Origin of the sequence: Streptomyces sp. SAI-135, from assembly GCF_029893805.1 — a bacterium.
Lineage (GTDB): Bacteria > Actinomycetota > Actinomycetes > Streptomycetales > Streptomycetaceae > Streptomyces.
Genome location: NZ_JARXYP010000002.1, coordinates 8697050 through 8722122 on the forward strand (window position 1 = coordinate 8697050; position 25073 = coordinate 8722122).

Sequence of the window (25073 nt, forward strand, 5' to 3'; positions counted from 1 at the left end):
AGGAACGCGCGCGTCGCCGCACTACGAGTCGCGCGATTGTGTTCATAGTGTCCGCGCGCAGAAGGCACCTGACGGCAGGTCGCACCCACCAGGGACATCGTTGATAAGGTTAGGCTAACCTTCGTTCGTGAGTTCTGGTGAAGAGACAACCGAGCTGAACGCGCGGGGCATGACCGTGGCCTACGACGGCACGGACGTCGTCCACGACGCGGCCATCACGCTCCGCCCCGGCGACGTGACCGCACTCGTCGGCCCCAACGGCAGCGGCAAGTCCACCCTGCTGCGCACGCTCGCACGCCTCCAGCGCGCCCGCACCGGCACGCTCACCCTGGACACCGACGCCACCGGCCCCGCCGACGGACTCGCCCTCACCGCCCGTGAGTTCGCGCGCCGCGTGGCGCTGCTGACCCAGGGCCGGCCCACGCCGAGCGGACTGACCGTGCGGGACATCGTGGAGTTCGGCCGCTACCCCTACCGCGGGCGCTGGGGCCGGGCGGACCCGGACGGTCCGGCGGCCGTACAGCACGCGCTGGCCCTGACGGACGTCGAGGACCTCGCCGACCGGGGAGCCGAACACCTCTCCGGCGGCCAGCTCCAGCGCGTGTGGCTCGCGAGCTGCCTCGCCCAGGACACCGGCGTCCTCCTCCTCGACGAACCCACCACCTACCTCGACCTGCGCTACCAGGTCGAACTCCTCGACCTGATCCGGGACCTCGCCGACGACCACCGCATCGCCGTCGGCGTCGTCCTGCACGACCTCGACCAGGCGGCCGCCGTCGCCGACCGCGTCGCCCTGCTGCACGCGGGCCGGATCGTCGCCGACGGCACGCCCGCCGACGTCCTGACCGCCGACCGCCTCAGCGACGTCTACGGCATCCGCGTCGACGTGGACACCGACCCCCTGACAGGCCGGCTGCGCACCCGCGCGGTCGGCCGCCACCACGCCCGCACCGAAAGGCTCAGTGCCACCTCATGAGACCCCCCCTGATCGCCCTCGCCGCCGTGTGCGCCGCCCTCGCCCTCGCCGGCTGCGGCACGACCGAACCCGCCGCTACGGACACGAAGCCCAGCACCCGGAGCATCACCCTCACCGACGCCACCGGCGCCCAGGTGAAGCTCGACGGGCCCGCCGAGAAGGTCGTCGCCACCGAGTGGGACGTCGTCGAGCACCTCGTCTCGCTCGGCGTGGCCCCCGTCGGTGTCGCCGACGTCAAGGGCTACACCGCCTGGGACGCCTCCGCCCCGCTGACCGGCACACCCAAGGACATCGGCACCCGCGGCGAGCCCAGCACGGACACCATCGCCTCGCTCTCCCCGGACCTCATCGTCGCCACCACCGACCTGACCCCCGCCGTCGTCACACAACTGCGAAAGATCGCCCCCGTCCTGGAGATCCAGTCCGCCGACGCCTCCGACCAGATCGGCCGGATGAAGAAGAACCTCGACCTCATCGCCGAGGCCACCGGCACCACCACCAGGGCCACGGAGGTGAAGCAGGGCTTCGACGCCAAGATCGCCGAGGGGAAGAAGGCACTCGCCGACGCCGGGCTCGCCGGCCACGAGATCGCCTTCGCCGACGGTTACGTCGCCTCCAACCAGGTCTCGATACGGCCGTACACCAGCGGCTCCCTGATCGGCGACGTCAACGAGGCCCTCGGTCTCAAGAACGCCTGGACCGTCAAGGGCGACGCGAAGTACGGGCTCGCCACCACCGACGTCGAGGGCCTGACCGGACTCGGCGACGTGACCTTCGCCTACATCGGCAACGACAGCGAGAGCGACCCGTTCACGGCCGACCTCGCCAAGAACGCCGTGTGGAAGGGCCTGCCGTTCGTGAAGAAGGGCGACGTGCACCGACTGCCCGACGGCATCTGGATGTTCGGCGGACCCACCTCCATGGAGGCGTACGTCGACGCCCTGGTCGCCGCCCTCGCCAAGTAGCGCCATGACCGTCACCGCATCCGCCGCACCCGCCGGCTCACCGACCGTCGTCGCCAGGACGCGGGCGAGCGCGGTGACGGCCGCGCTCGTCGTCCTGGTCGTCGTGCTCGCGATCATCGACATCACCCAGGGCACGGCGGCGGTCGGCGCGTCCGAGGTGTTCAAGGCGCTCACCGGGCGCGCCGAGCCCGGCGACGCCTCCGTCGTGATCGCCTCACGTCTTCCGCGGGCCGCGGCGGGCCTCCTGGTCGGCGCCGCGCTCGGCATGGCCGGAGCGGCCCTGCAGGCCGTCAGCCGCAACGCGCTCGCCGCGCCCGACACCCTGGCCGTGAACGCCGGTTCGTACCTGGCGCTGGGGCTGCTCTCCGCCACCGGCGTGTCCCTGCCGCTGCTCGCGTCCTCCGGCGTGGCGTTCGCCGGTGGCCTGGCCGCCGCGGCCGTGGTCCTGTCCCTGTCCGGACTGGGCGCGGGCACCGTCCGCCTCGTCCTCGCGGGCAGCGCCCTCACTCTCGGGCTCACCTCGCTCACCGAGGGCCTCCTCCTGCTGTTCCCGCAGGAGACCAACGGCCTCTACCAGTGGAGCCAGGGCAGCATCAGCCAGAACGGCTTCGACGGCGTCGTACAGATGGCCCCTGTCGCCGCGCTCGCCCTGCTCGGCCTGCTGCTGGTGGCGCGGCGGGTCGACGCCCTGGCCCTCGGCGACCAGGCCGCACACGGCCTCGGCGTCCCGGTCCGCGCCACCCGGATCACGGTCGTGGCCCTCGCCGCGCTGCTCTCCGCCGCGGCCGTCACCCTCGCCGGTCCCGTGGGATTCGTCGGCCTGTGCGCACCCGCGCTCCTACGACCGCTCGCGCGCCGCATCCGCCCCCTGGTCCGCATCCGGCTGGGGCTGCCCGTGGCCGGACTGCTCGGTGCCGCCCTGGTGCTCGGCGCGGACGTGCTGCTGCGCGCGACGGTCGCCGCCGACGCCGCGGTCGCCGTGCCCACCGGTGTGGTCACCAGTCTCCTGGGCGCGCTCTTCCTCGTCGGCATGGCGCGACGGGTCCGCGACACGGCCACCGCGAGCGCACCGGAGCGGATGCGCATCGTCGGCCGGGCCGCCCACCTGGTCACGGTCGCGGTCCTGGTCGCCGTCCTCCTCGCCGTGGCGGTGGCGGGAGTGCTCCTGGGCGACACCAAGCTGCTGCTGGGGGACGTCGTCAACTGGGCGCGGGGTACGGCCGTCCCGTCGGTCTCGTTCGTGCTGGACACCCGCGTGCCACGGGTCCTGGCGGCGCTGCTCGCCGGTGCCGCCCTGGCCCTGTCCGGCACCCTGGTCCAGGCCGTCACCCGCAACCCGCTCGCCGAACCGGGCATCCTCGGCGTCTCGGGGGGCGCGGCGCTCGGCGCCGTCCTGCTCGTCACCACGGCGTCCTCGCCCGGCTCCTGGGCCGTGGCCGGCGCGGCGTTCGCGGGAGCCGCGGTCACCGCCTCGGTCGTCTTCGGCCTGGCCGCGCGCGGCGGGTTCGGGCACAACCGGCTGGTCCTCGTCGGCGTAGGGGTGTCCGCCGCCACCAGCGCCCTCATCAGCCTGCTGATCGTGCTGACGGACCCCTTCAACGCCACCAAAGCCCTGACCTGGCTGTCCGGTTCCACCTACGGTCGTACCCTGCCCGACAGCCTGCCCGTCGCCGGTGCTCTCCTGCTGGGCGTCGCCGTGGCCGCGGTCCGTCGCACCGAACTCGACCTGGTCTCCCTCGACGACGCCACCCCCGCGCTCCTGGGCCTGCGCCCGGGGCCGGCCCGCCTCGGCTTCCTCGCCACCGCCGTACTGCTCAGCGCCACCGCGGTGGCCGCGGCGGGCACCATCTCCTTCGTCGGCCTGATCGCCCCGCACGCGGCCCGCGCCCTGGTCGGCCGCCGCCACGCCCGCGTCCTGCCGACGGCGACCCTCCTCGGCGCGGCCCTCGTGTGCGCGGCCGACCTTCTGGGCCGCACCGTCATCGCGCCGGCCCAGCTCGGCGCGGGCCTGATGACAGCGCTCATCGGTACGCCGTACTTCCTGTACCTGCTGGTGCGGACGCGGCGCTGACGACAAGTGGTTTCCTCGACGAGTCGGACCGGCGCTACGGCTCGTGTCCGCTCACACCCGCGAGGCCGCGACGGTGGACAGAGAGGGCAGGGATGCGTGGGATGCGGTGAGGAGGGCGCCGTGCACGGCTGAGGACGCCGCCCTGTCGGCATAGCGGGCGGTGTCCGCAGGCCACACGTCACGCTCCTGGTGGATCAGGAGACTGACCGCGCCGTGCACGGCGGAACACAGCAGTCTGGCGGTTTCGGTGGGACTCTCCACAGGCACTCCCGCGTCGACGCAGGCCGTGACCTTGTCCCGGAAGTAACGGAAACACGCGTCCGCGTTCTGGCGGCTGGCCTCGGTGGCCTCACCGTCCATCACCAGCCGGTACTGGGAGGGATGGCGCAGTCCGAACGTGATGTAGGCGACGCAGGTCTCGTGGAGAGCCGTCACCGGATCCGGGACCCCCCGGGACACCGCTTCCAACTCGACGAACAGTGAACTCCACACCCGCAGGCATGTCGCGTGGACGAGTTCCCGCTTCGACGCGAAGTGGAGATAGACGGCCGGTGGGGTGACCCGCGCGCTGGTCGCCACGGCGCGGATCGTCAGGGCGTCGACGCCACCGTCCTCGAGCAGTCGGCCGGCGATGTCGAGCAGCTGCTCGCGCAGCAGGCCGCCCTGGCCCTTGGCGGCACGTACGCGGGAGCCGGTCACGACAGGAGGCCTCCGGGGGAGGGCGGCATCAGGATGTCTTCGCTTTGACGGCGGTGACCACCTGGGTCACCCGGGCGCAGAGGTCGCCTGCGGCGTCGTGCACGTCGACCTCGATGACGGTGTTGCGGCCCACGCGCAGGGGCCGGGCTGTCGCGACGACGTCTGTGTGTGCCGGCCGGAGGAAGTGCGTGGTCGACTCCACGGTGGCCGGTGCGGCGCCGGCCGGACCGTTGAGGGCGGCGCACACGGCACCACTGACATCGGCGAGTCCCATCAGCGCGCCGCCATGGAGGCCGCCGCCCACCGTGGAGAGCGAGTGATCGTGCGCCAGCCTGGCTCGAACGCCGGCTGCCGTCATCTCGTCGAACACGACTCCGAGGGTCTTGGCGTACGGCGCGAGCGCGTAGACGTCCTCGGCTGCGAGTGTGGGCACGGGAGGCTCCCATCTGAGTTAGGGGCGATAAGTTATCGACGTTAACTCAGCTCGTCAACCGGGTGGTTGCCTTGTCGACGGGTGTGGAGCCGACGTCGCCCAACGACCGGTCGGCCAGGCACAGGACCAGGAAGACGGCGGCCACCCCGATGAGCGGCCAGGCCATGGAGTGCAGTCCTGAACTGGTGGCGCCGTCCCGGAAGGACACGGCGCTCGCCGCCGCCGCGAACAGGGCGCCGACGTACATGAACGTGCGCAGCAGTCCCGCGGACGAGCCCATGCGGGCCGGGTCGGCCTGTGCGTAGAGGGCATTCTGGTTGGCCAGCCCGATCAGCCCGTGCGGGATGCCGACGACCGCGCTGAGCACGACGAGCAGCCAGACGGGACTGTCGCTGCGCAGGAGCAACAACGCTCCGCAGCCGACGCATTGGAAGAGTGCCCCGGTGACGAGTTTGCCCCGCACCCGGCCTCGGCGCCCCGTGAGCGCGGTGACACCGATGGCCGTCGCCGACAGGGGCAGCAGAAGCAGCCCGGCCTGCGGCGCGCTGAGTCCCCGGCCCTCTTGGAGCCACTGGCTGTAGCCGTAGAAGAAGGCGTACGACGTGGTGTAGGCGAGGCACTGCCGGGTGAAGGTGGCCAGCAGCGGTGCGTTCCCGCCGAGGAGGCGCAGGTCTATGAACGGCTGGGTGACGCCGAGTTCGCGGCGGACGAACACCGCGCCCGAGGCCAGGCCGAGCACCGGCAGGTACCAGTGTGCGGCCGCCGGGTTCATCAGGAAGAGCATGAACGTGGTCAGTGATCCTGCGAACCAGAGCATGCCCGGTACGTCGATGTGTGGTGTCCCGGCCGAGGCCCTGATGCGCGGCAGCCACAGCGCGCCCAGGACGAGACACATGAGCGACAGTGGCACGTTGATGCCGAAGATCAGGTGCCAGCCGCCCGTGCCGATCAGCAGGCCGCCGAGAGCCGGGCCCGCGACCGCGGTGACCTGGTTGGCGATCGACAGCGCGGCCAGGACGCCACTCGGGTTCTGCCGGCCCGTGCGCTCGGACTCGGAGCGCAGCAGCGACATGGACGCGGGGAAGGCCGCCGAGGTGCCGAATCCGAGGAGGACGCGGGAGGCGACCAGGACCCACAGGGTCGGAGCGAGAGTGCCGAGCAGTCCGGCCAGGCCGGCCAGCGCCGTCCCCAGCAGATACAGCCGACGCGGACCGAAGGCGTCGACGAGTCGGCCGATGACGGGCTGGCCGACGGCGGTCGCGAGGTAGAGGCCGGAGACGAGCCATGCGGTCTGCGAGGGCGGCACGCCGAAGGCGTGGCCGATGGGGACCAACGCGACCGCGAGCATGGAGGAGTTGACGGGGTTGAGAACCGAGCCCAGGATCATCGGTGCGATCAGGCGACGGTCGAAGCCGCCCTGCTCCGCCCGGCGCCGTCCGCGCGCGGCTGTACGCGTCACGCCTGCGCCACCCTGTCGAGCAGCGCCATGGCGGTGATGACCGCCCGGACCTCCTCCTCGGTGCCGTGCTCCTGAAGGGCCCGGGCGAGCCACACCTGATGGGCGAGGCGTTCGCCCTTGCGCCGTTCGTGCCCCCGGGCGGTGAGTGAGACCAGTTGTCGGCGTCCGTCCTCGGGGTCCGGACTGCGCGAGACGAGCCCGGCCGCTTCCAGGGCGACGACGGTCTTGGCCATCGACTGGGGCCGTACGCCCTCTGCGGCGGCGAGATCGCTGGCGGAGGCGGGACCGTTCCTGGCGAGACGGCGCAGAACGGAACTCTGCGGCGGAGACGGTTCCTTCTCCGCGCCCTGGTCCCGGCCCGCCGATTCCTCGGCCGCCTCGAGGGCGCGCAGCTTGCGGCGGAGCCGGCCTACCACCACCCAGATGTCACCGGCCGCCTGAACGGCTGCCTCGGTCAAGGGGATTTCGTCCGCTGGCATCATTTCCTCAGAATAATTAGACAGCTCAGGCTGTACAACCTTGGCTGTCTAAATGCGCGCGCAGCATCCGCACCTGCTCGTCGTGTGTGTGGTCGATGGTGGGTCACCGCCGGGGGACCTCCGGCGCGCGGACCTGCGCTTCGAGAAATCGCTGGACCGTGGGAAGCACCGCGAAGTGGTTGTGGCCGGCGCCGGGCACGATGTCGAGACGTGCGTCGATGCCGTGAGCGCGCCAGTTGGCGCGCAGCGCGTTGATGCGTCCGACGCGGTCGGTCCCCGTGGCCCCGGACAAAGTCCCGTTGTCCGGGGCGAGTTCGGTCGCGTCGGTGTCGTTCTCGCCGACGACGAGTTGCACCGGAAGGCCCCGCAGGGCTGCCGCGTCGGCGGCGGTACCGAACTGGTCCTTCAAGTCGGCCGTGCCGTGCCACCACGTCGTCGTGGGGTCGAGGAGGGTGACGCGCCCGGGGGCGCCCACCGACAGGCTCGCCAGCCGGTGGGGGTGCAGGTAGGCGAAACGGTGGGCGAACTGACCGCCGCCGGAGAAGCCGTGGAGGTGGAAGCGGTTGGTGCGCACATGCCAGCGGGCCGCGGCCTCGTCGACCATGGCGAGGAGGATCTCGTCGGGGCGGAATCCGGCAGGAGAGAGGAGCTTGTAGCTGTCCACGTCGTTCGGGCCGGTGATCCCGGCGGGGAAGAGCGGGGCGAGGACGACGCAGCTGTGGCGTTCGGAGAAGTCGCCGAACGCGTCGCGGAGTGTCTCGGCGCGGCGCCGCGTTCCGTGGACGGTGACCACCAGCGGGAGGGGCGGGCCGTCGGGGGCGTGCCCGGTGGGGACGTAGAGGCAGTAGGAGAAGCGGGGGTCGTCGGCGAGGGCGAAGAAGGCTGTGCGGCCGGTGAGGAAAGTGATTCCGGGGTGCCCGGCGGGCAGGTCCCAGGGAGCCAGGGGGCGTTCGACGGTCATGCGGGCTGCTCCTTGTCCGCGGTGCTCACGGCGAGGTCCATCAACGGGCCGTACTGCTGGCCCGCGTAGCAGTCGCTGTCGCGCAGGTCGCCCTGGACTGTCGGCCGGGGGAGGGAGACCTTCACGGCGAGCGCCAGCGGGTGGTTGACGAGCAGGATGTCGGCGGGGTCGGTGCCGTAGAGGTCGGCGAAGAGTTCCCTGTTGAGGAAGCCGCTGGCGACGAGGGCGTCGTAAGCGGCCTGGTCGTGGCACATGAAGTCGAAGGTGAGGGTGAAGGGGCCGGCGTTCTTGGAGCGCACGAGGGAGCAGTAGTCGAGCAGCGTGGTCATGGGTCACAGCTCCTGGGTGACGGTGCGGAACAGTTCCGTGGGACTGACACCGGTGACGACGTGGTTGAGGGTGAACCGGTAGAGGGGGCCCCGGTCCGTCTCGGGCGGGGAGTACGGGTAGGCGAGGGTGGAGACCAGCCCGTCGTATTCCGGGATGGGCAGGTGGCTGCTCGCGTGCGCGACGAAGGTGGCGACCGCGTGGGCGGTCGCCTGGTCGGGGGCCGTCACCGTGATGAGGACACCCAGTTCGCGGGGTTGCAGCGACTCCGGTTCCGCGGCGGCCAGTACGGCCCCGTCGCCGTAGAGGCGGAAGTCGATGTCGACGTCGTCGGGGTCCACCGCGCCGCCGAACACGTCGAGGATCTTGTCCGCGAAGTACTTCTGGGCGAAGGGGAGCAGGTCGGGCAGACGCCGGATGACCACCTGGTCGCGCACCCCTCCGACGATGACGGTCTGATAGCCGACGAGTTGGGCTCCTTCGAGCTTGTTGGTGTAGCCGTCCGCGGGGACGAAGCGCGCTCCGCGCGCCCGGACGGTGCGTTCGTCGACCGCCTCATAGGTGGCGTCGCTGGTGTCGAGGACGCCCGACGGCTCCGCGACGCGATACGGATCGGCGTTCTCGTACAGCGTGTGGGCGGCTACGGAGCGCGGGGTGAGGCGGCTGCCTTCGGCGAGCGTGGTGACGTCGAAGTGGTCGTCCCGCAGGTGCACGAGGAGGCCGTTGGCGGAGGGGGGTATGGCGCAGGCGGCGCCGCACTCGATGGTCTTGGCCATGTGCCAGGTCAGACCGGGATCGGCGCCGAGCATGCGGGGGAGTGCGGCGAAGAGCGCGGTGTCGCTGGCGCGGCCGGCCAGGACGACGTCGCAGCCGGCCGCCAGGGCCTCCTGGATGGGCTCGACCCCCATCATGGCCACGGTGTGACTACTGGTGAACAGCTCCCGGTCGATCTCGGGGGCGTGCGGCAGCGGTCGGAGCCGGCCGGCGTCGTAGAGGTGCTGGAGACGTTCGGCCGGCTGGTCGGAGTAGATCAGCGCCAGTTTGAAGTGCAGGCCCTGCGCCGCGGCGATGTCGCGGACGAGGGCGGCCACGCGGTCGACGCCGGTGTCACGGCCGCTGGTGCCGCAGGACCCGATGATCAGCGGCACACCCAGCTCGTCGCGGGCGGTGAGCAGCAGGCGCAGGTCGCGGGCGACGGCCTGGTCGGAGAGCTTGGGGGTGCCCGAGCCGAGTGCGGACGGCCCCGAGTCGGTCGACCCGGCGTCACAGGCGATGACGTGCGGGCGGGCCTCGACACCGCGTTGGAAGGCGGCGGCGTCGAAGCCGGCGCCGAGTGCTCCGGTGGGAGCGAGGATGCGCAGTTCCATGGGGGTCCGTGTCCTTCGTGAGGGGTGGTCGGTCAGGGGGGCGGAAGGAGCGATGCGGCGCGCCAGGCGGGTGAAGACGGCGAACGTGACCGTGGCGAACACCGCGCCGTTCAGGAGCATGAAGCGCCATCCGGTCGCGTCGACGGTGAGGCCGAGCAGGGCGGGGCCGAGCGCCGCGCCGGTGGACGAGGCGACGGTGTACAGGCCGGTGTAGGTGCCCAGGACGTGTCTGCTGGGGGCGAGATTCCACAACGCGACAAGGGCGTTGACGGCGAAGGCCGCGTAACCCACGGAGGCGATCACCATCGAGACGACCGTGCCCGGGACCGTGGGGACGCCGAATCCGATGAGCAGACCGACGACGAACACGCCGACGCCGTAGCGCATGGCGCGCACCTGGCCCAGCCGGGAGGAGGCGTAGGCGAGCGGGACGACGCAGACCAGGAAGGCGACGGCGCCGGGGAGCGCGAGCCCGCCGGCCGAGCCGCGGGACAGGCTCAGTGCCTCGGTGCCGTACGGCGTCAGCAGCGTGCGCAGGGCGGACCACATACCGGCGAAGCAGAAGATGCCGAGCATGAGCAGGGCCCGGGCGCGGGACGGGTCGCGCACCATGTCCCGGATGACGGCCCAGGGGGAGGCGAAGTCGTCGGACGGCGGTTCGACGAGCGGGTGGGGTTCGCCGGTGGAAGCCGGATCGGTGTGGGACAGCGCGACGGCGTGGTGCCGACGGCCCAGGAAGAACCAGGACGTGGTGAGGATCAGCAGCATGAGGACGGGCGGGATCGCGAACGCCAGGGTGATGCTGCGGTCGACGACGAGCAGGCTGATCAGGGACGAGACGACGATCGTGAGACTGACGCCGGCCTTCACGAAGCCCTGGGCCCTGCCTCGGTGGGAGGGGGCTACGTAGTCGGAGACCAGGGTCTCCGTGATGCCCTTGAACGCGTTGGCCATCGCCGCGAAGCCGATGACGCACAGCAGGAGCAAGGGCAGACTGTGCGTCCAGGGGATGAGGGCGAAGGGTACCGAGGCCAGGGCGGCTCCGGTCAGGACGATCGCCCATCGGCCCTTTCCGGCGCGCGCGCGACGGTCGGACAGGAATCCCGTCCAGGGCTGGATCAGGATCCCGAGCACGTTGTCCATACCCATGATCAAGCCGACCAGACCGGCCGAGGCGATGTAGTGCCGCAGCTCGGAGGGAACCTGCGCGTCGTAGAAGTTCCACACCGATTCCTGGGCGAAGACGGCCAGGGTCACCCACAGGACCGTCGTGGCGCTCATCCGCCGCGAGGCGACCGGCTTCTCCTGGGCCGGTGGGCCGGCGGGGGTGTCCTCAAGCGGCTCGGGCTGAGGTGCGACGTTGGGCATGGCGGCTCCTTTGCCATATGCCATAGCATATTCGTTCTGCGTTCACCTGCCCTCGGGGCCGCCGATGCGGCGCGCAGTGCAGGGTGATGGCCTCTCCAAGTCAATGGCTATTTGCTATAGCTCAAGCGAGGCGGATGACCACTCCGGTGACTTTCGGTTTCGATTTCTCAGTGGGAGAAACGCGCCGTGAGCAGGGAGGAGCTCGAAGACCGACCGTGCGCGGTCATCAGCTCTTCCGCCCGCCTGCCGTCTCCGGCGTTGATCGCGTCGTAGATGGCGCGGTGCTGGTGGTAGCGCGCATCCACGGCGCTGCGCCGTTCGTCGCTGACCTCGGACAAGACGCTGTTGCGTCGTTCGTCCGGGCCGAAGGCGTCGACCATGTGCAGCATCTGCAGCAACGTCGCGTTCCCGCCGGCCTGGTCCACCAGGCTGTGGAACCGCCGCATGCAGTGCAGGATCTCCTCGATCAGCTTCCGCTCCTCCTCGCTGCCGGAAGCAACTACGGCCGCCTGGCCGCGCAGGCGGTCCGCCTCGTCCAGGGCGGCACGCATCTGTCCACGCTGCTCCGCGGTCGACTTCTCCGCGGCCAGACGTGCGGCCAGAGCGCGAAGCGTGTCCCCGATCATGGAGAACTCCCGCAGCTCCTCGTCCGCGTACTTCGCGATGCGTACGGAACGCGGGCCGGTCCGCTCCACCAGCCGGTCCTGCTCCAGGCGGCGCAACGCCTCGCGCACCGGCGTCGCGCTGATGTCGAGGGACTCGGCCAGCCCCCTCTCGGTCACCTTCTGGCCCCGTTCGAGGACGCCCGAGACGATCGCCTCACGGATCGCCTTGTACGCCTGGTCGCCCAGGGTCGCGGAGATCGTGAGCTGCGGAAGCTGTGCCATGAGCAGTACGGTATTTGCTACAGCAGAATTGTCAACCACTTGCGGGTGAGTGAGTTCCGACCGAGTCCTGACGACGGAGACGGAGGCCGCCCCGGGCAACCGTCAAGGAACGCTCAGCTTCACGGCGGGCCGACCGTCAAGTGCCGTGTGAACCATGGGTCGGGTCATCCCGGAAACCGGTCAGGGCCTCGGCCCCCGTGCCGGACGGGCGGTGACGGCAGGGCCGTCGAACCGAGAAGAAGGACCCTTGAACAAGGTGATCGTCGCAGGCGGGCCGTCTCTGGTCCGGGCCGCGCTGACCAGGGTGATCGATGCGAGCGGCACCCTGAGGGTGGCCGGCGCCGCCGCTCGCACCGAGGACCTCGAGAACCTGCTCGCCGTCGGCGTCGACGCGGACGTCGTCCTGCTCGACCGCTGCATCCACGCCGGGCGCCCGAGTGGCTTCACGACCCTGATCACCGAGGTCTGTGCCGCGGCCCGAACCGTCGTGTTCGGCGCTCCCAGCGCTCAGGAGGTCGATGCCCAGGTGCGTGCCGGCGCCACGGGTGTCCTCGGTGCGGATGTCAGCGCCTCCCAACTCGTCGCCGCGCTGGAAACCGTGTGCCGGGGCGGGCTCGTCGTCGCCCTGGGGACGGCCCCGGCCGTCAACAGGGCGCAAGCGCGGGTCACGCCCGGACTCACCGGGGATCTCTCCGTCCGGGAACGCGAGATCCTCACCATGCTGTCGAGCGGTCAGGACAGCGCCTCCATAGCCCACGACCTCGGCCTCAGCCCCCTCACCGTGAAAACCCACATCACGCACATGCTCAGCAAGCTGGGAATCCGCCGACGCGGACACCTGATCGCCTTCGCCTACGAGAGCGGGCTGATCGTGCCGGGCGTGACACCGACCAGTTCCCTCACGACCCGGCTGCACGCGACCCCGTAGTCCTGGAGGTGACACCGCATCAGGCCCCTGCTCGCCCGCGGGTGTCTTACCTACGCCTCACGCGCGCCCTGGAGTGCCGTGGGCGGATCATCACGGGCGACGGCCGCGCGGGAGCCGGATGGTGACAGTGGTTCCGACTCCGACCTCCGAGTGCACGTCCACCTGTCCCCGGTGGGCGTGCACGATGGCTTCCACGATGGCAAGGCCGAGACCGGAACCGCCGTAGGCGCGGCTGCGGCTGGCCTCGGCGCGCCAGAAACGCTCGAAGACGCGGGGCAGGTCCTCGGCCGAGATTCCGGGGCCGTTGTCGACGACACTCAGTTCCACGGTCTCCCGGCTCAGGGCGACCTCGACGCGTACGGAGGTCCGGGCCGGAGTGTGCTGGACGGCGTTGCCGACGAGATTGCGCAGGACCTGTTGCAGCCGGGCGGCGTCGCCGACGACGGGGGCGGGCGGCGCGGGCGCCATGGCGATGTCGCGCTGGGGGTAGATGATCTGCGCGTCCTCGATGACGCCGGCGGCCAGGACGGTGAGGTCCACGTCGTCCTGTTCGACGGGACGGCCGGCGTCCAGGCGGGCGAGCAGCGCGAGATCCTCCACGAGCAGGCGCATCCGGCCCACTTCGTTCTCGATGTGTTCGAGCGCGGTTTCCAGGCCAGGACCGGACAGGCCGCCCTGGCGGTGCAGGTCGAGCCAGCCGGAGATGGTGGACAGGGGAGTGCGCAGTTCGTGGGAGGTGTCGGCGGCCAGCGAGCGCACGGTCGCCTCCGCGCGGGCCTGCGCGTCGAAAGCCCGGTTGACCGCCTTGGCCAGCAGGTCGGCTTCGCTGCCGTTGCGGTGGGTGGGCAGCCGTTCGGTCAGGGAGCCCGCGGCGATGGTGTCGGCGCTGCGGGCCATGCGGGCGAGCGGGCGCATGCCGAGCCGGAGAACGACGGCGGACAGCCCCAGCAGCACCAATAACGCGACCCCGATCAAAGCCAGTTGCCGTCTGATGAGCGCGTCGGTGGTGGTGTCGTCGACGGAGGTGTCGATGGTGAGGATGACGGCCGCCGGTGCCACTGTGCCCTTCGTGGGCCCGCGGTCGATGCTCAGTCCGGGGCTGGGGATGCGTACGGCGCTGAGGTCGCCGCCCTCCACGGTGACCACGCTGCCTGTCGGCGCCGTCGCGCTGGAGTCGGCCACCTCCTCGGCGGCCCAGGAGGCGGAGCCGGTGCTCAGCAGGACCGTGTTGTCCTCGTCGACGGCCACCGTGCCCAGGGGGGAACCGAGAAGTGCGCCGAGCTGATCGGCGTCGGCGGTCTGCGGTCCCTGAGCGATGACCCGCGCCAGACGCGCGGCGTTGGCCTTGAGGGTGTCCTGGTTGCGCCTGTCCAGGAAGTCCTCCAGGAGAAGGGCGCTGATGACGGCGCTGGCCACCAGGCCGACGACGAGGAGGATCGCCAGGCCGGCGAGCAGGCGCAGGCGGACGCTGGAGGAGGCCCAGGGAAGACGGCCGCGGAGTCTCACGTGTCGTCCTGCTTTCGGAGGGTGTAGCCGACGCCGCGGACGGTGCGCAGCAGCGGCGTACGGCCATGGTCGATCTTGCGTCGGAGGTTGGAGACGAAACGCTCGACGACCACGGAGTCCCCGCCGAAGTCGTACTGCCACACGGCCTCGAGGATCTGGGCGCGGGAGAGGACCTGTCCCTGGTGACTGAGCAGGTAGTGCAGCAGTCGGTACTCGGTGGGGGAGAGTTCGACGAGCCGGCCGCCCCGGCGGACTTCGTGACGGAGGTCGTCGAGCGTGAGGTCGTCGCAGGACAGGCGGCCCTCCTCGGCGGGGGTTCCGCCCCGGGCGCGACGCAGCAGGGCCTGCAGGCGTGCGCCGACTTCGACGACGCTGAAGGGTTTGGTGACGTAGTCGTCGCCGCCCAGACGCAGTCCCCGTACGCGGTCCTCGACGGCGTCGCGTGCGGTGAGGAAGAGGACGGGGACGTCGATGGCGCGGGAGCGCAGGAGCTGGAGGATCTCGAAGCCGTCGGCGCCGGGGAGCATCACGTCGAGGACGATGACGTCCGGGGGGCGGCGGGCGACCTGGTCGAGGGCCTCGCTCAGGTCGCCCGCCGTTTCCACGTCGAATCCGGCGAACTGCAGTGCCGAGATCAGCAGGCTCCTGATGCCGGGGTCGTCGTCGACGACGAGGACGCGGTCGGCGGTGGCCGGCGTGTTGACGGCGTTCATGTGTGCTCCTGCTGGCGGCAGCGGAAGACCGAGGTCTGCCGCTGCCGCCGGTGGGGCCGACTCCGGTGTCCCGGTGGCGGCGCTGCTGGTCATGGTGTGGTCACGGGTGTGCGGGGGCGGATTCCTCGGCGGGTGCGTGTGGGGCCGCCGACTGAGGGGCGTGGAAGTTCTCGCCCTCGACGTCGAGATGGGGCAGCACTCGGTCGAGGCGTCGTGGCAGCCACCAGGCCCGGTCCCCGAGGAGTGCCAGGATCGCCGGCACGAGGGTCATGCGGACCAGGAAGGCGTCGACCATGACTCCGAAGGCCAGGGCGAAGGCGATCGGCATGATGTCCGCGTCGTGGGAGAACAGGAAGCTGACGAACACCGAGATCATGATGAGCGCCGCAGAAGTTACCACACGGGCGGAGTTGCGGGCTCCGTTGAGGATGGCGGTGCGGGCGTGGTGGTGGCGGTTGTAGTCCTCGCGCATGGCGGAGACGAGGAAGACCTCGTAGTCCATGGCCAGCCCGAAGAGCACGGACATCACGACGATGGGCACGAAGCTGGCCACCGGGCCCTCGCTGGGTACGCCCAGCGCTCCGGCCAGCCAGCCCCACTGGAAGACCGCGACGGTGGCTCCGAAGGCGGCGCCCACGGACAGCAGGAACCCGATGGTCGCCTTGACCGGGATGGCGATCGACCGGAAGGCGATCGTCAGCAGGAGCAGGGAGAGGCCGACGACGACGATCACGAACGGCACGAGCGCGCCGCTGAGCTTGTCGGAGACGTCGATGCTGACCGCGGTCATACCGGTGACGGCCACGTAGGAGCCGCTGGACTGTGCCAGTGGCTGCATCTGGGTGCGCAGCCGGGCCACGAGGTTGCTGGTCTCTTCGGACCGCGGTCCGGTCTCGGGGGTGATCTGGATCCGTGCCGCGGTGTGGTTTTGGGCCAGGTCGACACCGCTGACGTCCGCGATCCCGTCGACCTTGCGCAACGAGTCCTCGACGGCGGTGGCCGTGGAGCGGACGGTGGCCGGGTCGTCGTTCTCGACGAGTACGACGAGGGGACCGTTGGCGCCGGGACCGAACGCGTCGCCGAGCACGTCGTAGGCCTGGCGACTGGAACTGCTTGTGTCGCCGGAGCCTTCGTCGGTGAGGGCCAGCTTCAGCTCCATGCCGGGGACGGCCAGGGCGATCAGCATGGCGGTTCCCAGGATGAGGTTGCGTACGGGGTGGCGCAGCACGCCCTCGGTCCAGCGCACGCCCATCGTGGCTGTCCGGCCGCTGTGCGCCGCCGGACTCATGGCGCGCCTACGGCCCATCAGGGGCAGGAACCGGCGGCGCCGGACCGCGGACCGGGGGGCCCGGGGTGTGAGCCGGTGGCCGGCCATCGCCATCAGGGCGGGCAGCAGGGTCAGGGCGGTGAGCACGGCGACCGCGACCGCTCCGGCCGAGGCCAGTCCCATCGAGGTGAGCATCGGCACGCCGGCCACCGACAGACCGGCGAGCGCGATGAGGACGGTGGCTCCGGCGAACACGACGGCGCTGCCCGCGGTGGCGGTGGCCCTGGCGATGGACTCCTTGACCGGCATACCGGCACTCAGTTGGGCGCGATGGCGGGAGACGATGAAGAGCGCGTAGTCGATACCGACGGCAAGGCCCAGCATGATCGCCAGGGTGGGCGCGTTGTCGGAGACGTCGAAGACCGTCGCCAGACCCATCATCGCGGCCACCGTCGCGACGATTCCGAGAACCGCGGTGAGCAGGGGCAGACCGGCGGCCAGGAGCGACCCGAACGTGATCACCAGGATGACCAGGGCCACGCCCAGACCGAGCAGTTCACCGGGCCCCACGGGCGGGTGCGAGGTCTCGTAGGGCTCACCGCCGTAGATGGTCCGCAGTCCTGCCCGCTCCGCCGACATCCCGGCGGCCCTCACCGCGTCCAGCGTGCCCTCCGGCACGTCGTCGGCCTCCTTGGTGGCGAACGTGACCTCGGCCACCGCGGTGCGCCCGTCCCTGGAGACGGCGTCGTCCCGCGCCGGGTCACTGACCTCGCTCACCCCCGGGACTCGGCCCGTGGCCTCCAGCGTGGCCTTGAGGGAGTCCCGCAGATCCGGCTCGGTCACCTTGTGGCCGGCCGGCGCCTGGAACACGATCTGTGCCGACTGCGCGTCCGGCTCGGGGAAGTGCTGTTCCATCTTCGTCAGCGCCGTCTGGGCCGGAGAGCCGGGAATGGAGCTGCTGTCGGCGAAGGAACCGGCGAAGGAGACCCCCAGACCGACCACCGCGACGAGGCCCAGGAGCCACCCGATCAACATCGTGCGCCAACGGCGAGCGCCGAAGGCGCCCAGCCGGTACAAGAGCGTAGCCATCAAGGATTCCCTCACTGTGCGGAAGACGACCCGCCACATCCTTCTGAGGGGACTTGACGGCCGCCGCACGCGGAACTTGAGGGTTTTCTGACGGTTCGGCTCCGGTGCCGTCAGGCAGGCCGTGCACCGGGCAGGGGCAGGCCGGCTGCCGGCTGATCGGCGGCGTGATCCAGCCGTTGCGGGAGCCGCGCGGCGAGGTGGTCGATGAGGGCGCTGACGCGGCGCGGGACATGTCCGTCCTCCTCCAGGAGGGCGTAGATGTCGGCGGCCGGTGTCGACAGGTGGGGCAGGACCCGGACGAGTTCGCCGCGTTCCAGATGCGGCTTGACGTGCCATTCCGACCGCATGATCACACCACGGCCCTCCAGGGCCCAGCCGGTCACCACGTCGCCGTCGTTGCTGGACAGGCTGCCGTTCACCCGTACGTGCCGGGGGCGGTCCGCGTCCCCGAAGCGCCAGAGCGCGAAGTCGCTCTCGTTCTCCCGCAGCACGATGCAGTTGTGCCGGGCCAGATCCTCGATGCTCTCCGGGGTGCCGTGCTCGGCGAGGTACGACGGCGCCGCGCAGGGCACGCGCCGGTTCCTGGCCAGCCGCCGCATGCGCAGCGAGGAGTCGGGCGGCATGCCCACGTGGACGGCCACGTCGAACTCCCGCTGGTGGGGCCGCAGCGGCAGCGCGGAGGTCTGCAACCGGACGTGCAGTTCCGGGTGGGCGGCGGCGAACTCGCCGAGCAGCGGCGCGATGTGCGCGCGACCGAGACCGAGCGTGGCCTCGACGACCACGGACCCGCGCAAGCCCCCGGCCGTGTCGGTGATGGTGTCCTCCAGCTCGCGTACCTGGTCGAGGATCGCCTCGACGCGCGCCGCGTAGAGCGCGCCCTCCGACGTGAGCACCAGGCGGCGGGCGCCGCGTTGCACGAGCCGGACGTCCAGGCGGCGCTCCAGCGCGCTGAGACGCTTGCTGACGACCGGCAGGGAGCAGCCGAGTTCTCGCGACGCGGCCGTCAGTGTCTCGCTCGACGCGACCACGTGGAAGAACTGCAGGTCGTTCACGGCTGTACGGCTCTTGGACGAGGGACGACCAGAACGCCGGGGGCTTTCCATGGGGGAAAACGTACCTTGCCCTTTACGCCCTTGTAACGGGTGTCACCGCTGGCCAAGGTAGGACCCAGCCGCGCCGTGACCGGAATGCCTCTGGACTGAGTGCCCGTCACCGGCCTCGCGCATCAATCCGTGGACGGGGAGTGAATTCGTGCCGCACAGCTATCGCATCGCAGCGATTCCGGGCGACGGGATCGGCCGCGAGGTCGTCCCGGAGGGGTTGAGGTGCCTGCGGGCCGCCGCCGAGGCGCACGGGTTCGCACTCGACGTCACCGAGTTCGACTTCGCCAGCGCCGACTACTGGCTCAGCCACGGCACGATGCTGCCCGACAACTGGCGGGACGTACTCGGCACGTTCGATGCGATCTTCTTCGGCGCGGTCGGCTGGCCGGAGGTGGTCCCGGACCATGTCTCGTTGTGGGGCAGCCTGCTCCAGCTGCGGCGGGGCTTCGACCAGTACGTCAACCTGCGCCCCGTCCGGCTGCTGCGCGGTGTGCGCAGTCCGCTGCGTGACCACCAGCCGGGCGACATCGACTTCTACGTCGTGCGGGAGAACACCGAGGGCGAGTACTCCAGCATCGGCGGCCGGATCTTCGAGGGCACCGATCGCGAGACGGTCGTGCAGGAGACGGTCATGACACGCACCGGCGTCGACCGCGTCCTGCGCTATGCCTTCGAACTCGCCTCGTCCCGCCCTGGCAAGCACCTGACGTGGGCGACGAAGAGCAACGGCATCTCGATCTCCATGCCCTACTGGGACGAACGCGCGACCGAGATGGCCGCCCGCTACCCCGACGTGACCGCGGACAAGGACCACATCGACATCCTGACCGCGAAGTTCGTCCTCCAGCCCGACCGGTACGACGTGGTCGTCGCCAGCAACCTGTTCGGCGACATCCTCTCCGACCTCGGCCCGGCCTGCACCGGGACGATCGGCATCGCCCCCAGCGCGAACATCAACCCCGACCGCTCCTTCCCCAGTCTCTTCGAGCCCGTGCACGGCTCGGCGCCGGACATCGCCGGCCTCGGTGTCGCCAACCCCGTGGGCCAGATCTGGAGCGGCGCCATGATGCTCACCCACCTCGGCGAGCACGAGGCGGCCGCGCACGTCGTGGCCGCGATCGAGAGCGTTCTGGACGAGCAGCCCGATGTGGTCACCCCCGACCTCGGGGGCACGGGGACGACCGTAGGGCTGGGCGAGGCCATCGCGGTGCGGATCGCCGCGGGATCACTCGCCGGCTCCGGCGGGGGCACGGCGACCGGTGACGCCGCCGGCCGCGCGGTCGAAGAGGGGGTCGCGGCGTCATGACCAGACCTGTCTCCGACCCGGTCGGCCTCGAAGTGCGCTGGGACCGGCTCGCCGCCGCCACCGACGAGGCGGCCTCCACCATGCTGCGCACGGCGTTCTCCACGATCATCCGGGAGTCGAACGACTACACCGTCGTCCTGATGGACCGCGCGGGCCGCACGATGGCCGAGTCACGCGCCGGCATCCCCGCCTTCGCCGCCTTGATGAGCTCGCTGACCGCACTGCTCCTCGAACGGTTCCCCGCGGACGAGTGGCAGGACGGCGACAGCGTCATCACGAACGACCCGTGGATCGCCACCGGGCACCTGCCCGACATCGCCATGATCTCGCCGGTCTTCCACCGAGGACGGCTCGTCGCGTTCGCAGGCACCGTGGCGCACTCACCGGACATCGGCGGCACACCCTCGATGAGTGCGACCGAGCTCCTGTCCGAGGGGATCCTGATCCCGCCGCTGCGGCTGTTCCGGGCCGGACGCGTCGAGCAGGGGGTCAAGGACCTGCTGCTGGCGAACGTACGACTGGCGGACCAGGTATGGGGCGACCTGGAGGCGCAGGCCGCGGCCCACGCCGTGTGCCGCCGACGTGCCCGGGAGTTCCTCGACGACTTCCGCGAGCCGCACTTCGAGACGTTCGCGGCCCAGGTCCACGCGGTGACCGACGAGGCGATGCGGGCGGGCGTCCGCGACCTGCCCGACGGCGTCTACCGCGCCGCCCTGGACGCGGACGGCGTCGAAGGCCACCCCACGCACATCGCGTGCGCGGTGACCGTGCGCGGCGAGGAGGTGGAGATCGACTACACCGGCAGCTCCCCCCAGGTGCCCTTCGCGACGAACTCGACGCTCAACTACACCCGCGCCTACTCCATGTACCCGCTGAAGATCCTGCTGGACCCGTCCACGCGCACCAACTGGGGCTCCTACCGGTCCATCCAGGTCACCGCTCCGGAGGGCACGATCGTCAACCCGAGATTTCCCGCGCCCGTCGTGGCACGGCACCTCACCGGGCACCTCCTGTCCTGTGCGGTGTACCAGGCACTGGCCCCGGTGCTGCCCGACCGTGTCATCGCGGACAGCGGCGGCGCCCCCGCTCTGCGGGTCCGCTTCGCCGGGGTCGACGACTCCGGCCGGCCCTTCAGCCTGATGCTGTTCGCCAACGCGGGAATGGGCGCGTCCAAGGAATCGGACGGGCTGTCCGCCACCGCCTTCCCGACCAACTCGGGAGGCGGCAGCATCGAGGCCCTGGAGGCCGCGTCCCCGCTGCACTTCCTCCGCAAGGAGCTGCGTGCCGGATCGGGCGGACGGGGCCGGCGCCGTGGAGGCCTGGGCCAGACCATCGAGGTCCGCAACCCCACGAGCCGACCGGTGCAGATGGTGCTGCTCGGAGACCGCGAACGGCACCCGGCGCTCGGACTGGCCGGCGGTGAACCCGGCGCCACCGCACAGGTCGTCCTGGACTCCGGCGAGCGTGTCCCCCTGAAGTCGATCTCACGGCTGGCCCCCGGCTCCTCGGTGGTCATCTCCTTCGCCGGCGGCGGCGGCTTCGGCCGCCCCGAGGAGCGCGAGCCCGAACTCCTGGTCGCCGACGAGATCGCCGGCTACACACGTCCCGCCACGCACACGGCCTCGACGGCGGTCGGCAGCACGCATGAGGAGGCGGGCCGATGAGCCGCACGGTCAGGATCGGCGTCGACGTCGGCGGAACGTTCACCGATCTGCTGCTGCACGACCCGCACCGGAAACTGATCCAGCCGGGGAAGCTGCCCACCACACCGCATGCCCCCAACGAAGCCATCACCGCGGGGATCGCCCGCCTGCTGGAGGAGACGTCCACGGCCCCCGCGGACGTCGCCGGCATCGTGCACGGCACCACGCTGGTGACGAACACCCTGCTGGAACGCACCGGAGCGGTCGTCGGCCTGCTCACCACCCGCGGGTTCAGCGACTCCCTGGAAATGGGACGGGAGACGAGGTTCGACACCACCGACCTGCACGCCCGGCCCGCCCAGCCGCTGGTGCCGCGCCACCTGCGCCGCGGGGTGCCCGGGAGGCTTGCCGCCAACGGCGGTGAACTCGAACCGCTCGACGAGCAGGCCGTCCTGGCGGCGGTGCGGGAACTGGTGGACCAGGGCATCGAGGCGCTGGCCGTGGCCCTCATGCACTCCTATCGCGACGCCGGGCACGAGCACCGGGTACGGGACCTGGTCGCGCGTGCCCACCCCGACCTGCCCGTCACGCTCTCCAGCGCCGTCGCCCCGGTCATCGGCGAGTACGAGCGGGCCGGCACCGCCTGCCTGAACGCGTATGTGCAGCCCCTGATGTCGCGCTACCTCGACGACCTGCGCGACGACCTGACCGCCATGGGGATCGACGCGCCCCTTCGCATCATGCTCTCCGGCGGTGGTGTCACGACTCTTGAGGACGCCAAGCGGTTCCCCGTACGGCTGCTGGAGTCGGGCCCTGCGGCCGGTGCCATCGCCGCCGCCGCAGTCGCCCGGACGCTGGGGGAGCAGGACGTCGTCTCCTTCGACATGGGCGGGACCACCGCGAAGATCGCCGTGGTCCAGGGGGGCAGGCCCAGGCTCAAGCACGACTTCGAGGCGGGGCGGGTCGACAAGTTCAAGCCCGGCTCGGGGCTGCCGGTGCGCCTGACCGTCGTCGACATGATCGAGATCGGTTCGGGAGGCGGCTCGATCGCGGCACCCGACGCGCTCGGGCTGCTCAAGGTGGGACCGCGCAGCGCCGGTTCGGTGCCCGGTCCCGTCGCCTACGGGCGTGGCGGCGAGCGGCCCACCGTGACGGACGCCGACCTGATCCTCGGCTGTCTCGACGCGGACAACTTCCTCGGCGGCGAGATGAGGCTGCGCACCCGCGAGGCCCACAAGGCGCTGACGCGTGAGGTGGCGGGTCCGCTGGGACTCGACACCGCCGACGCCGCCGCCGGGATCGTCGAGGTGGTCACCGAAAGCATGGCCGCCGCCGCCCGCATGCACCTGTCCGAACAGGGCGAGGACCCCGCCGACTTCGCCCTGCTGGCCTTCGGCGGAGCGGGACCCGCCCATGCCTACGGGCTGGCGAAGTCGCTGAAGATCCCCAAGGTGATCGTGCCGATGCGGGCCGGAGTGATGTCCGCCTGCGGTCTCCTGGCCGCCGCTCCCACGGTCGACGAGGTCCGCAGTCTGCCCTCGCCCCTCGCCGACGTCGACTGGGACCGGGTGGCCGCGCTGTACGACGAGATGACGTCCAGGGCCACCGACACGCTTCAGCCGGGCGACCCGGAGCTGGTGCGGGTCCACCGCTCGGCCGACATGCGCTACCTCGGCCAGGGCTTCGAGATCGAGGTCGGCGTGGCCGAGCAGGACTTCGGTCCGCACGGTCTCGGACGCATCCGGAGCGCCTTCGAGTCGACGTACCGGGCCGTGTTCTGCCGCTCCCTCGAAGGGGCCGTGGAAGTCGTGAACTGGCGGCTTTCCATGCGGCTGCCCGGTCATGAGCTGTCGATGGAGGTCGGCCCCGCGGGAGGGGGTGAGGCGCGCCGGGGTGCCCGTTCGGTCTGGTTTCCGGGACACGGGCCGCTGGAGACCACCGTGTGGAACCGCTACGAGCTCACGCCGGGCACCGAGCTGGCAGGTCCGGCGATCTTCGAGGAGCGTGAATCGTCCTGCTCCTTCGGGCCGGACTGCCGGATCCGGGTCACCGACGACCTGACCCTCGTGGTCGAGCTCGACCGGGTCTGAACCGTCGGGCGACCGGTCCGGGGACCGGCCGTCCCCCCACGCCAACACCGACAAACCATCCAGTAGCTGCCCGATATGGTGGCGGCTTGAAGGGACGACCCCTGTGACGACGGTGTCAGTAGGGCAGCGCACACGAACCCGGCGCATCACGTTCCTGGTCGCTCTCGCGGTCTTCGCACAGGAGTCGACCTGGAACTTCTACGAATCCCAGGTTCCGCCGCTCCTGCGGGAGCATCTCACCAGCACGGCCGTCGTGGGCCTGCTGATGGGCATGGACAACCTGCTCGGCATCTTCATCCAGCCGTGGATCGGCAACCGGTCCGACCGGACGAGGACCTCCTGGGGCCGGCGGATGCCCTACCTGGTGGTGGGGATGCCGATCGCCGCCACGCTCTTCGTCCTCATCCCGCACAGCGCGGGATCCTTGCCGCTGCTGATCGTGGTGCTGTTCTCGTACGCGCTCGTCGCCAACACCTTCAAGCCGATCGCCGAGGCGCTCGTACCGGACTTCATCGCACCCGAGCGGCGCAGCCGGGCCAACGCCGCGGTCAAGATCGCCTCCAGCGTCACGGCCATCGTCGCCGCGCTCATCAGCATCTTCCTCGTCGACAACCATCTGAGCGTCGCGTTCGCGATCCCCGCGATCATCATGCTGATTTCGATCGGAGTGCTCGCGGCCACCGTGCGCGACAACCGGTCGCCGGCCTACCAGGCAGCGGTGGCGGAGAGCGATGGGGAGAGCGGCGCCGAGCGCACCGAGCCGAGGGTCCGGGACACCTTCGTCGAGATCCTCAGGGACGCCGACCGCAGCCGGCTGCTGGTGCTTCTCGCGATCCTCCTCTTCGGCAGCGCGTGGGCCGCGTCCCGTTCGCTGATCACGCCGTACGGGATGGAAGCCCTGGACATGTCACGGGGAGCCGCCGGCGGGCTCACCCTGCCCAGCGGCATCGCCTTCATCCTGGCGGCATATCCGGCAGCCGTGCTCGCCGAGCGGTACGGACGGCTCCGGGTCATGGCCGTGGGCATGTCGGTCTTCGCCGGCGCCATGGTGCTGGGGACGATCGTCCCGACCCCCACGGGGACCACCGTGGCCCTGTGCCTCGCGGCGGCCGGCGCGACCTGCTTCCTGGTCAACGCGGTGGTCGTGCTGTGGAACCTCGCACCCTCGGCACGGGTCTTCGGGACCTACGCCGGTATGTACACCGTCGGCTGGGCCGGCGGCGGCTTCCTGGGCCCGGCGGTGGTCGGCGGCATGGTCGACATCACCGGCTGGCCGCTGATGCTCATCGACATCGCTCTGGTCGCCGCGCTGTCGATCATCGTCGTGGCCAGGATCAGTGTGCTCCAGCGGCGCACCGGCCTGACGCTCGCCCAGTAACCAGCGGATCCCCGGGGCGCGGCGCGTGCCCAGCGCCCGTCGCGGCAAGAGACGAGGA

20 protein-coding genes are annotated in these 25073 nt (G+C 71.0%); 8 read left to right on the forward strand and 12 right to left on the reverse strand.

Going from position 1 to position 25073, the window contains the following annotated elements; all coding sequences use genetic code 11:
- Window positions 1-169 precede the first annotated feature (169 nt).
- From M2163_RS43935 to M2163_RS43945, 3 genes are read left to right on the forward strand one after another with little or no spacing between them, the layout of a single operon-like run.
- Window positions 170-976, forward strand: coding sequence for an ABC transporter ATP-binding protein (locus M2163_RS43935; RefSeq protein ID WP_280853990.1), 807 nt, complete (start codon window positions 170-172; stop codon window positions 974-976).
- Window positions 973-1941 (forward strand): iron-siderophore ABC transporter substrate-binding protein, encoded by a 969-nt coding sequence (locus M2163_RS43940; protein WP_280896872.1) that lies wholly within the window; start codon window positions 973-975, stop codon window positions 1939-1941. Before M2163_RS43935 ends, M2163_RS43940 begins: the two co-directional genes overlap by 4 nt.
- A gap of 4 nt (window positions 1942-1945) precedes the next feature.
- Window positions 1946-4012 carry an iron ABC transporter permease gene (locus tag M2163_RS43945; RefSeq protein ID WP_280896873.1) on the forward strand — a complete coding sequence of 689 codons (2067 nt, stop codon included), beginning with the start codon at window positions 1946-1948 and terminating at the stop codon, window positions 4010-4012.
- Between the two features lie 51 nt (window positions 4013-4063).
- On the opposite strand, the gene M2163_RS43950 is transcribed toward M2163_RS43945, so the two are convergent.
- The 8 genes from M2163_RS43950 to M2163_RS43985 form a co-directional block, all read right to left on the reverse strand.
- Window positions 4064-4711 carry a TetR/AcrR family transcriptional regulator gene (locus M2163_RS43950; RefSeq protein WP_280847261.1) on the reverse strand — a complete coding sequence of 216 codons (648 nt, stop codon included), beginning with the start codon at window positions 4709-4711 and terminating at the stop codon, window positions 4064-4066.
- A gap of 28 nt (window positions 4712-4739) precedes the next feature.
- Complete coding sequence (locus M2163_RS43955) at window positions 4740-5144, reverse strand: PaaI family thioesterase (RefSeq protein WP_280847260.1); 405 nt, start codon at window positions 5142-5144, stop codon at window positions 4740-4742.
- A 46-nt stretch (window positions 5145-5190) separates the two neighbouring features.
- Window positions 5191-6603: an MFS transporter gene (locus M2163_RS43960; RefSeq protein ID WP_280896874.1), complete on the reverse strand. Its 1413-nt coding sequence runs from the start codon at window positions 6601-6603 to the stop codon at window positions 5191-5193.
- Entirely contained in the window at window positions 6600-7061 is a 462-nt protein-coding gene (locus M2163_RS43965; RefSeq protein ID WP_348541367.1) for a MarR family transcriptional regulator, read from the reverse strand. The genes M2163_RS43960 and M2163_RS43965 overlap by 4 nt, the downstream gene beginning before the upstream one ends.
- Before the next feature lie 124 nt (window positions 7062-7185).
- On the reverse strand, window positions 7186-8043 hold the full coding sequence (locus M2163_RS43970) for a PHB depolymerase family esterase (RefSeq protein ID WP_280896875.1): 858 nt from the start codon (window positions 8041-8043) through the stop codon (window positions 7186-7188).
- A complete protein-coding gene (locus M2163_RS43975; protein WP_280896876.1) occupies window positions 8040-8372 on the reverse strand; it encodes a DUF4387 domain-containing protein in 333 nt (110 codons plus the stop codon). The genes M2163_RS43970 and M2163_RS43975 overlap by 4 nt, the downstream gene beginning before the upstream one ends.
- A 3-nt stretch (window positions 8373-8375) precedes the next feature.
- Window positions 8376-11105 carry an MFS transporter gene (locus M2163_RS43980; protein WP_280896877.1) on the reverse strand — a complete coding sequence of 910 codons (2730 nt, stop codon included), beginning with the start codon at window positions 11103-11105 and terminating at the stop codon, window positions 8376-8378.
- Window positions 11106-11272: 167 nt separating this feature from the next.
- Window positions 11273-11992, reverse strand: a complete 720-nt coding sequence (locus M2163_RS43985; protein ID WP_280896878.1) for a GntR family transcriptional regulator — start codon at window positions 11990-11992, stop codon at window positions 11273-11275.
- A gap of 256 nt (window positions 11993-12248) precedes the next feature.
- Between M2163_RS43985 and M2163_RS43990 the strand changes: the two genes are divergently transcribed.
- Window positions 12249-12920: a response regulator transcription factor gene (locus M2163_RS43990; RefSeq protein WP_280897417.1), complete on the forward strand. Its 672-nt coding sequence runs from the start codon at window positions 12249-12251 to the stop codon at window positions 12918-12920.
- Window positions 12921-13010: 90 nt separating this feature from the next.
- On the opposite strand, the gene M2163_RS43995 is transcribed toward M2163_RS43990, so the two are convergent.
- The 4 genes from M2163_RS43995 to M2163_RS44010 all read right to left on the reverse strand — a co-directional run bounded on the left by M2163_RS43995 (window position 13011) and on the right by M2163_RS44010 (window position 18547).
- Window positions 13011-14426 carry a HAMP domain-containing sensor histidine kinase gene (locus M2163_RS43995; RefSeq protein WP_280896879.1) on the reverse strand — a complete coding sequence of 472 codons (1416 nt, stop codon included), beginning with the start codon at window positions 14424-14426 and terminating at the stop codon, window positions 13011-13013.
- The gene (locus M2163_RS44000; RefSeq protein ID WP_280896880.1) at window positions 14423-15139 is read right to left on the reverse strand and encodes a response regulator transcription factor; all 717 of its coding nucleotides are present in this window, start codon (window positions 15137-15139) and stop codon (window positions 14423-14425) included. Before M2163_RS44000 ends, M2163_RS43995 begins: the two co-directional genes overlap by 4 nt.
- 100 nt (window positions 15140-15239) lie before the next feature.
- Window positions 15240-17495 (reverse strand): MMPL family transporter, encoded by a 2256-nt coding sequence (locus tag M2163_RS44005; protein WP_280896881.1) that lies wholly within the window; start codon window positions 17493-17495, stop codon window positions 15240-15242.
- Window positions 17496-17605: 110 nt separating this feature from the next.
- Complete coding sequence (locus M2163_RS44010; RefSeq protein WP_280896882.1) at window positions 17606-18547, reverse strand: LysR family transcriptional regulator; 942 nt, start codon at window positions 18545-18547, stop codon at window positions 17606-17608.
- A gap of 199 nt (window positions 18548-18746) precedes the next feature.
- Here M2163_RS44010 and M2163_RS44015 point away from each other — a divergent pair, with 199 nt between their 5' ends.
- The 4 genes from M2163_RS44015 to M2163_RS44030 all read left to right on the forward strand — a co-directional run bounded on the left by M2163_RS44015 (window position 18747) and on the right by M2163_RS44030 (window position 25015).
- A complete protein-coding gene (locus M2163_RS44015; RefSeq protein ID WP_280896883.1) occupies window positions 18747-19904 on the forward strand; it encodes a tartrate dehydrogenase in 1158 nt (385 codons plus the stop codon).
- A complete protein-coding gene (locus M2163_RS44020; RefSeq protein WP_280896884.1) occupies window positions 19901-21568 on the forward strand; it encodes a hydantoinase B/oxoprolinase family protein in 1668 nt (555 codons plus the stop codon). The genes M2163_RS44015 and M2163_RS44020 overlap by 4 nt, the downstream gene beginning before the upstream one ends.
- Window positions 21565-23637: a hydantoinase/oxoprolinase family protein gene (locus M2163_RS44025; RefSeq protein ID WP_280896885.1), complete on the forward strand. Its 2073-nt coding sequence runs from the start codon at window positions 21565-21567 to the stop codon at window positions 23635-23637. Before M2163_RS44020 ends, M2163_RS44025 begins: the two co-directional genes overlap by 4 nt.
- Before the next feature lie 103 nt (window positions 23638-23740).
- Complete coding sequence (locus tag M2163_RS44030) at window positions 23741-25015, forward strand: MFS transporter (protein ID WP_280896886.1); 1275 nt, start codon at window positions 23741-23743, stop codon at window positions 25013-25015.
- The last annotated feature ends 58 nt before the right edge of the window (window positions 25016-25073 follow it).

What these genes read in the sequence shown, in the direction of transcription:
- M2163_RS43935 (WP_280853990.1), top strand. Translation starts at nt 170, where the DNA reads ATGACCGTGGCCTACGACGGCACGGACGTCGTCCACGACGCGGCCATC.
- M2163_RS43940 (WP_280896872.1), top strand. Translation starts at nt 973, where the DNA reads ATGAGACCCCCCCTGATCGCCCTCGCCGCCGTGTGCGCCGCCCTCGCC.
- M2163_RS43945 (WP_280896873.1), top strand. Translation starts at nt 1,946, where the DNA reads ATGACCGTCACCGCATCCGCCGCACCCGCCGGCTCACCGACCGTCGTC.
- M2163_RS43970 (WP_280896875.1), bottom strand. Translation starts at nt 8,043, where the DNA reads ATGACCGTCGAACGCCCCCTGGCTCCCTGGGACCTGCCCGCCGGGCAC.
- M2163_RS43975 (WP_280896876.1), bottom strand. Translation starts at nt 8,372, where the DNA reads ATGACCACGCTGCTCGACTACTGCTCCCTCGTGCGCTCCAAGAACGCC.
- M2163_RS43980 (WP_280896877.1), bottom strand. Translation starts at nt 11,105, where the DNA reads ATGCCCAACGTCGCACCTCAGCCCGAGCCGCTTGAGGACACCCCCGCC.
- M2163_RS43985 (WP_280896878.1), bottom strand. Translation starts at nt 11,992, where the DNA reads ATGGCACAGCTTCCGCAGCTCACGATCTCCGCGACCCTGGGCGACCAG.
- M2163_RS44000 (WP_280896880.1), bottom strand. Translation starts at nt 15,139, where the DNA reads ATGAACGCCGTCAACACGCCGGCCACCGCCGACCGCGTCCTCGTCGTC.
- M2163_RS44005 (WP_280896881.1), bottom strand. Translation starts at nt 17,495, where the DNA reads ATGGCTACGCTCTTGTACCGGCTGGGCGCCTTCGGCGCTCGCCGTTGG.
- M2163_RS44020 (WP_280896884.1), top strand. Translation starts at nt 19,901, where the DNA reads ATGACCAGACCTGTCTCCGACCCGGTCGGCCTCGAAGTGCGCTGGGAC.
- M2163_RS44025 (WP_280896885.1), top strand. Translation starts at nt 21,565, where the DNA reads ATGAGCCGCACGGTCAGGATCGGCGTCGACGTCGGCGGAACGTTCACC.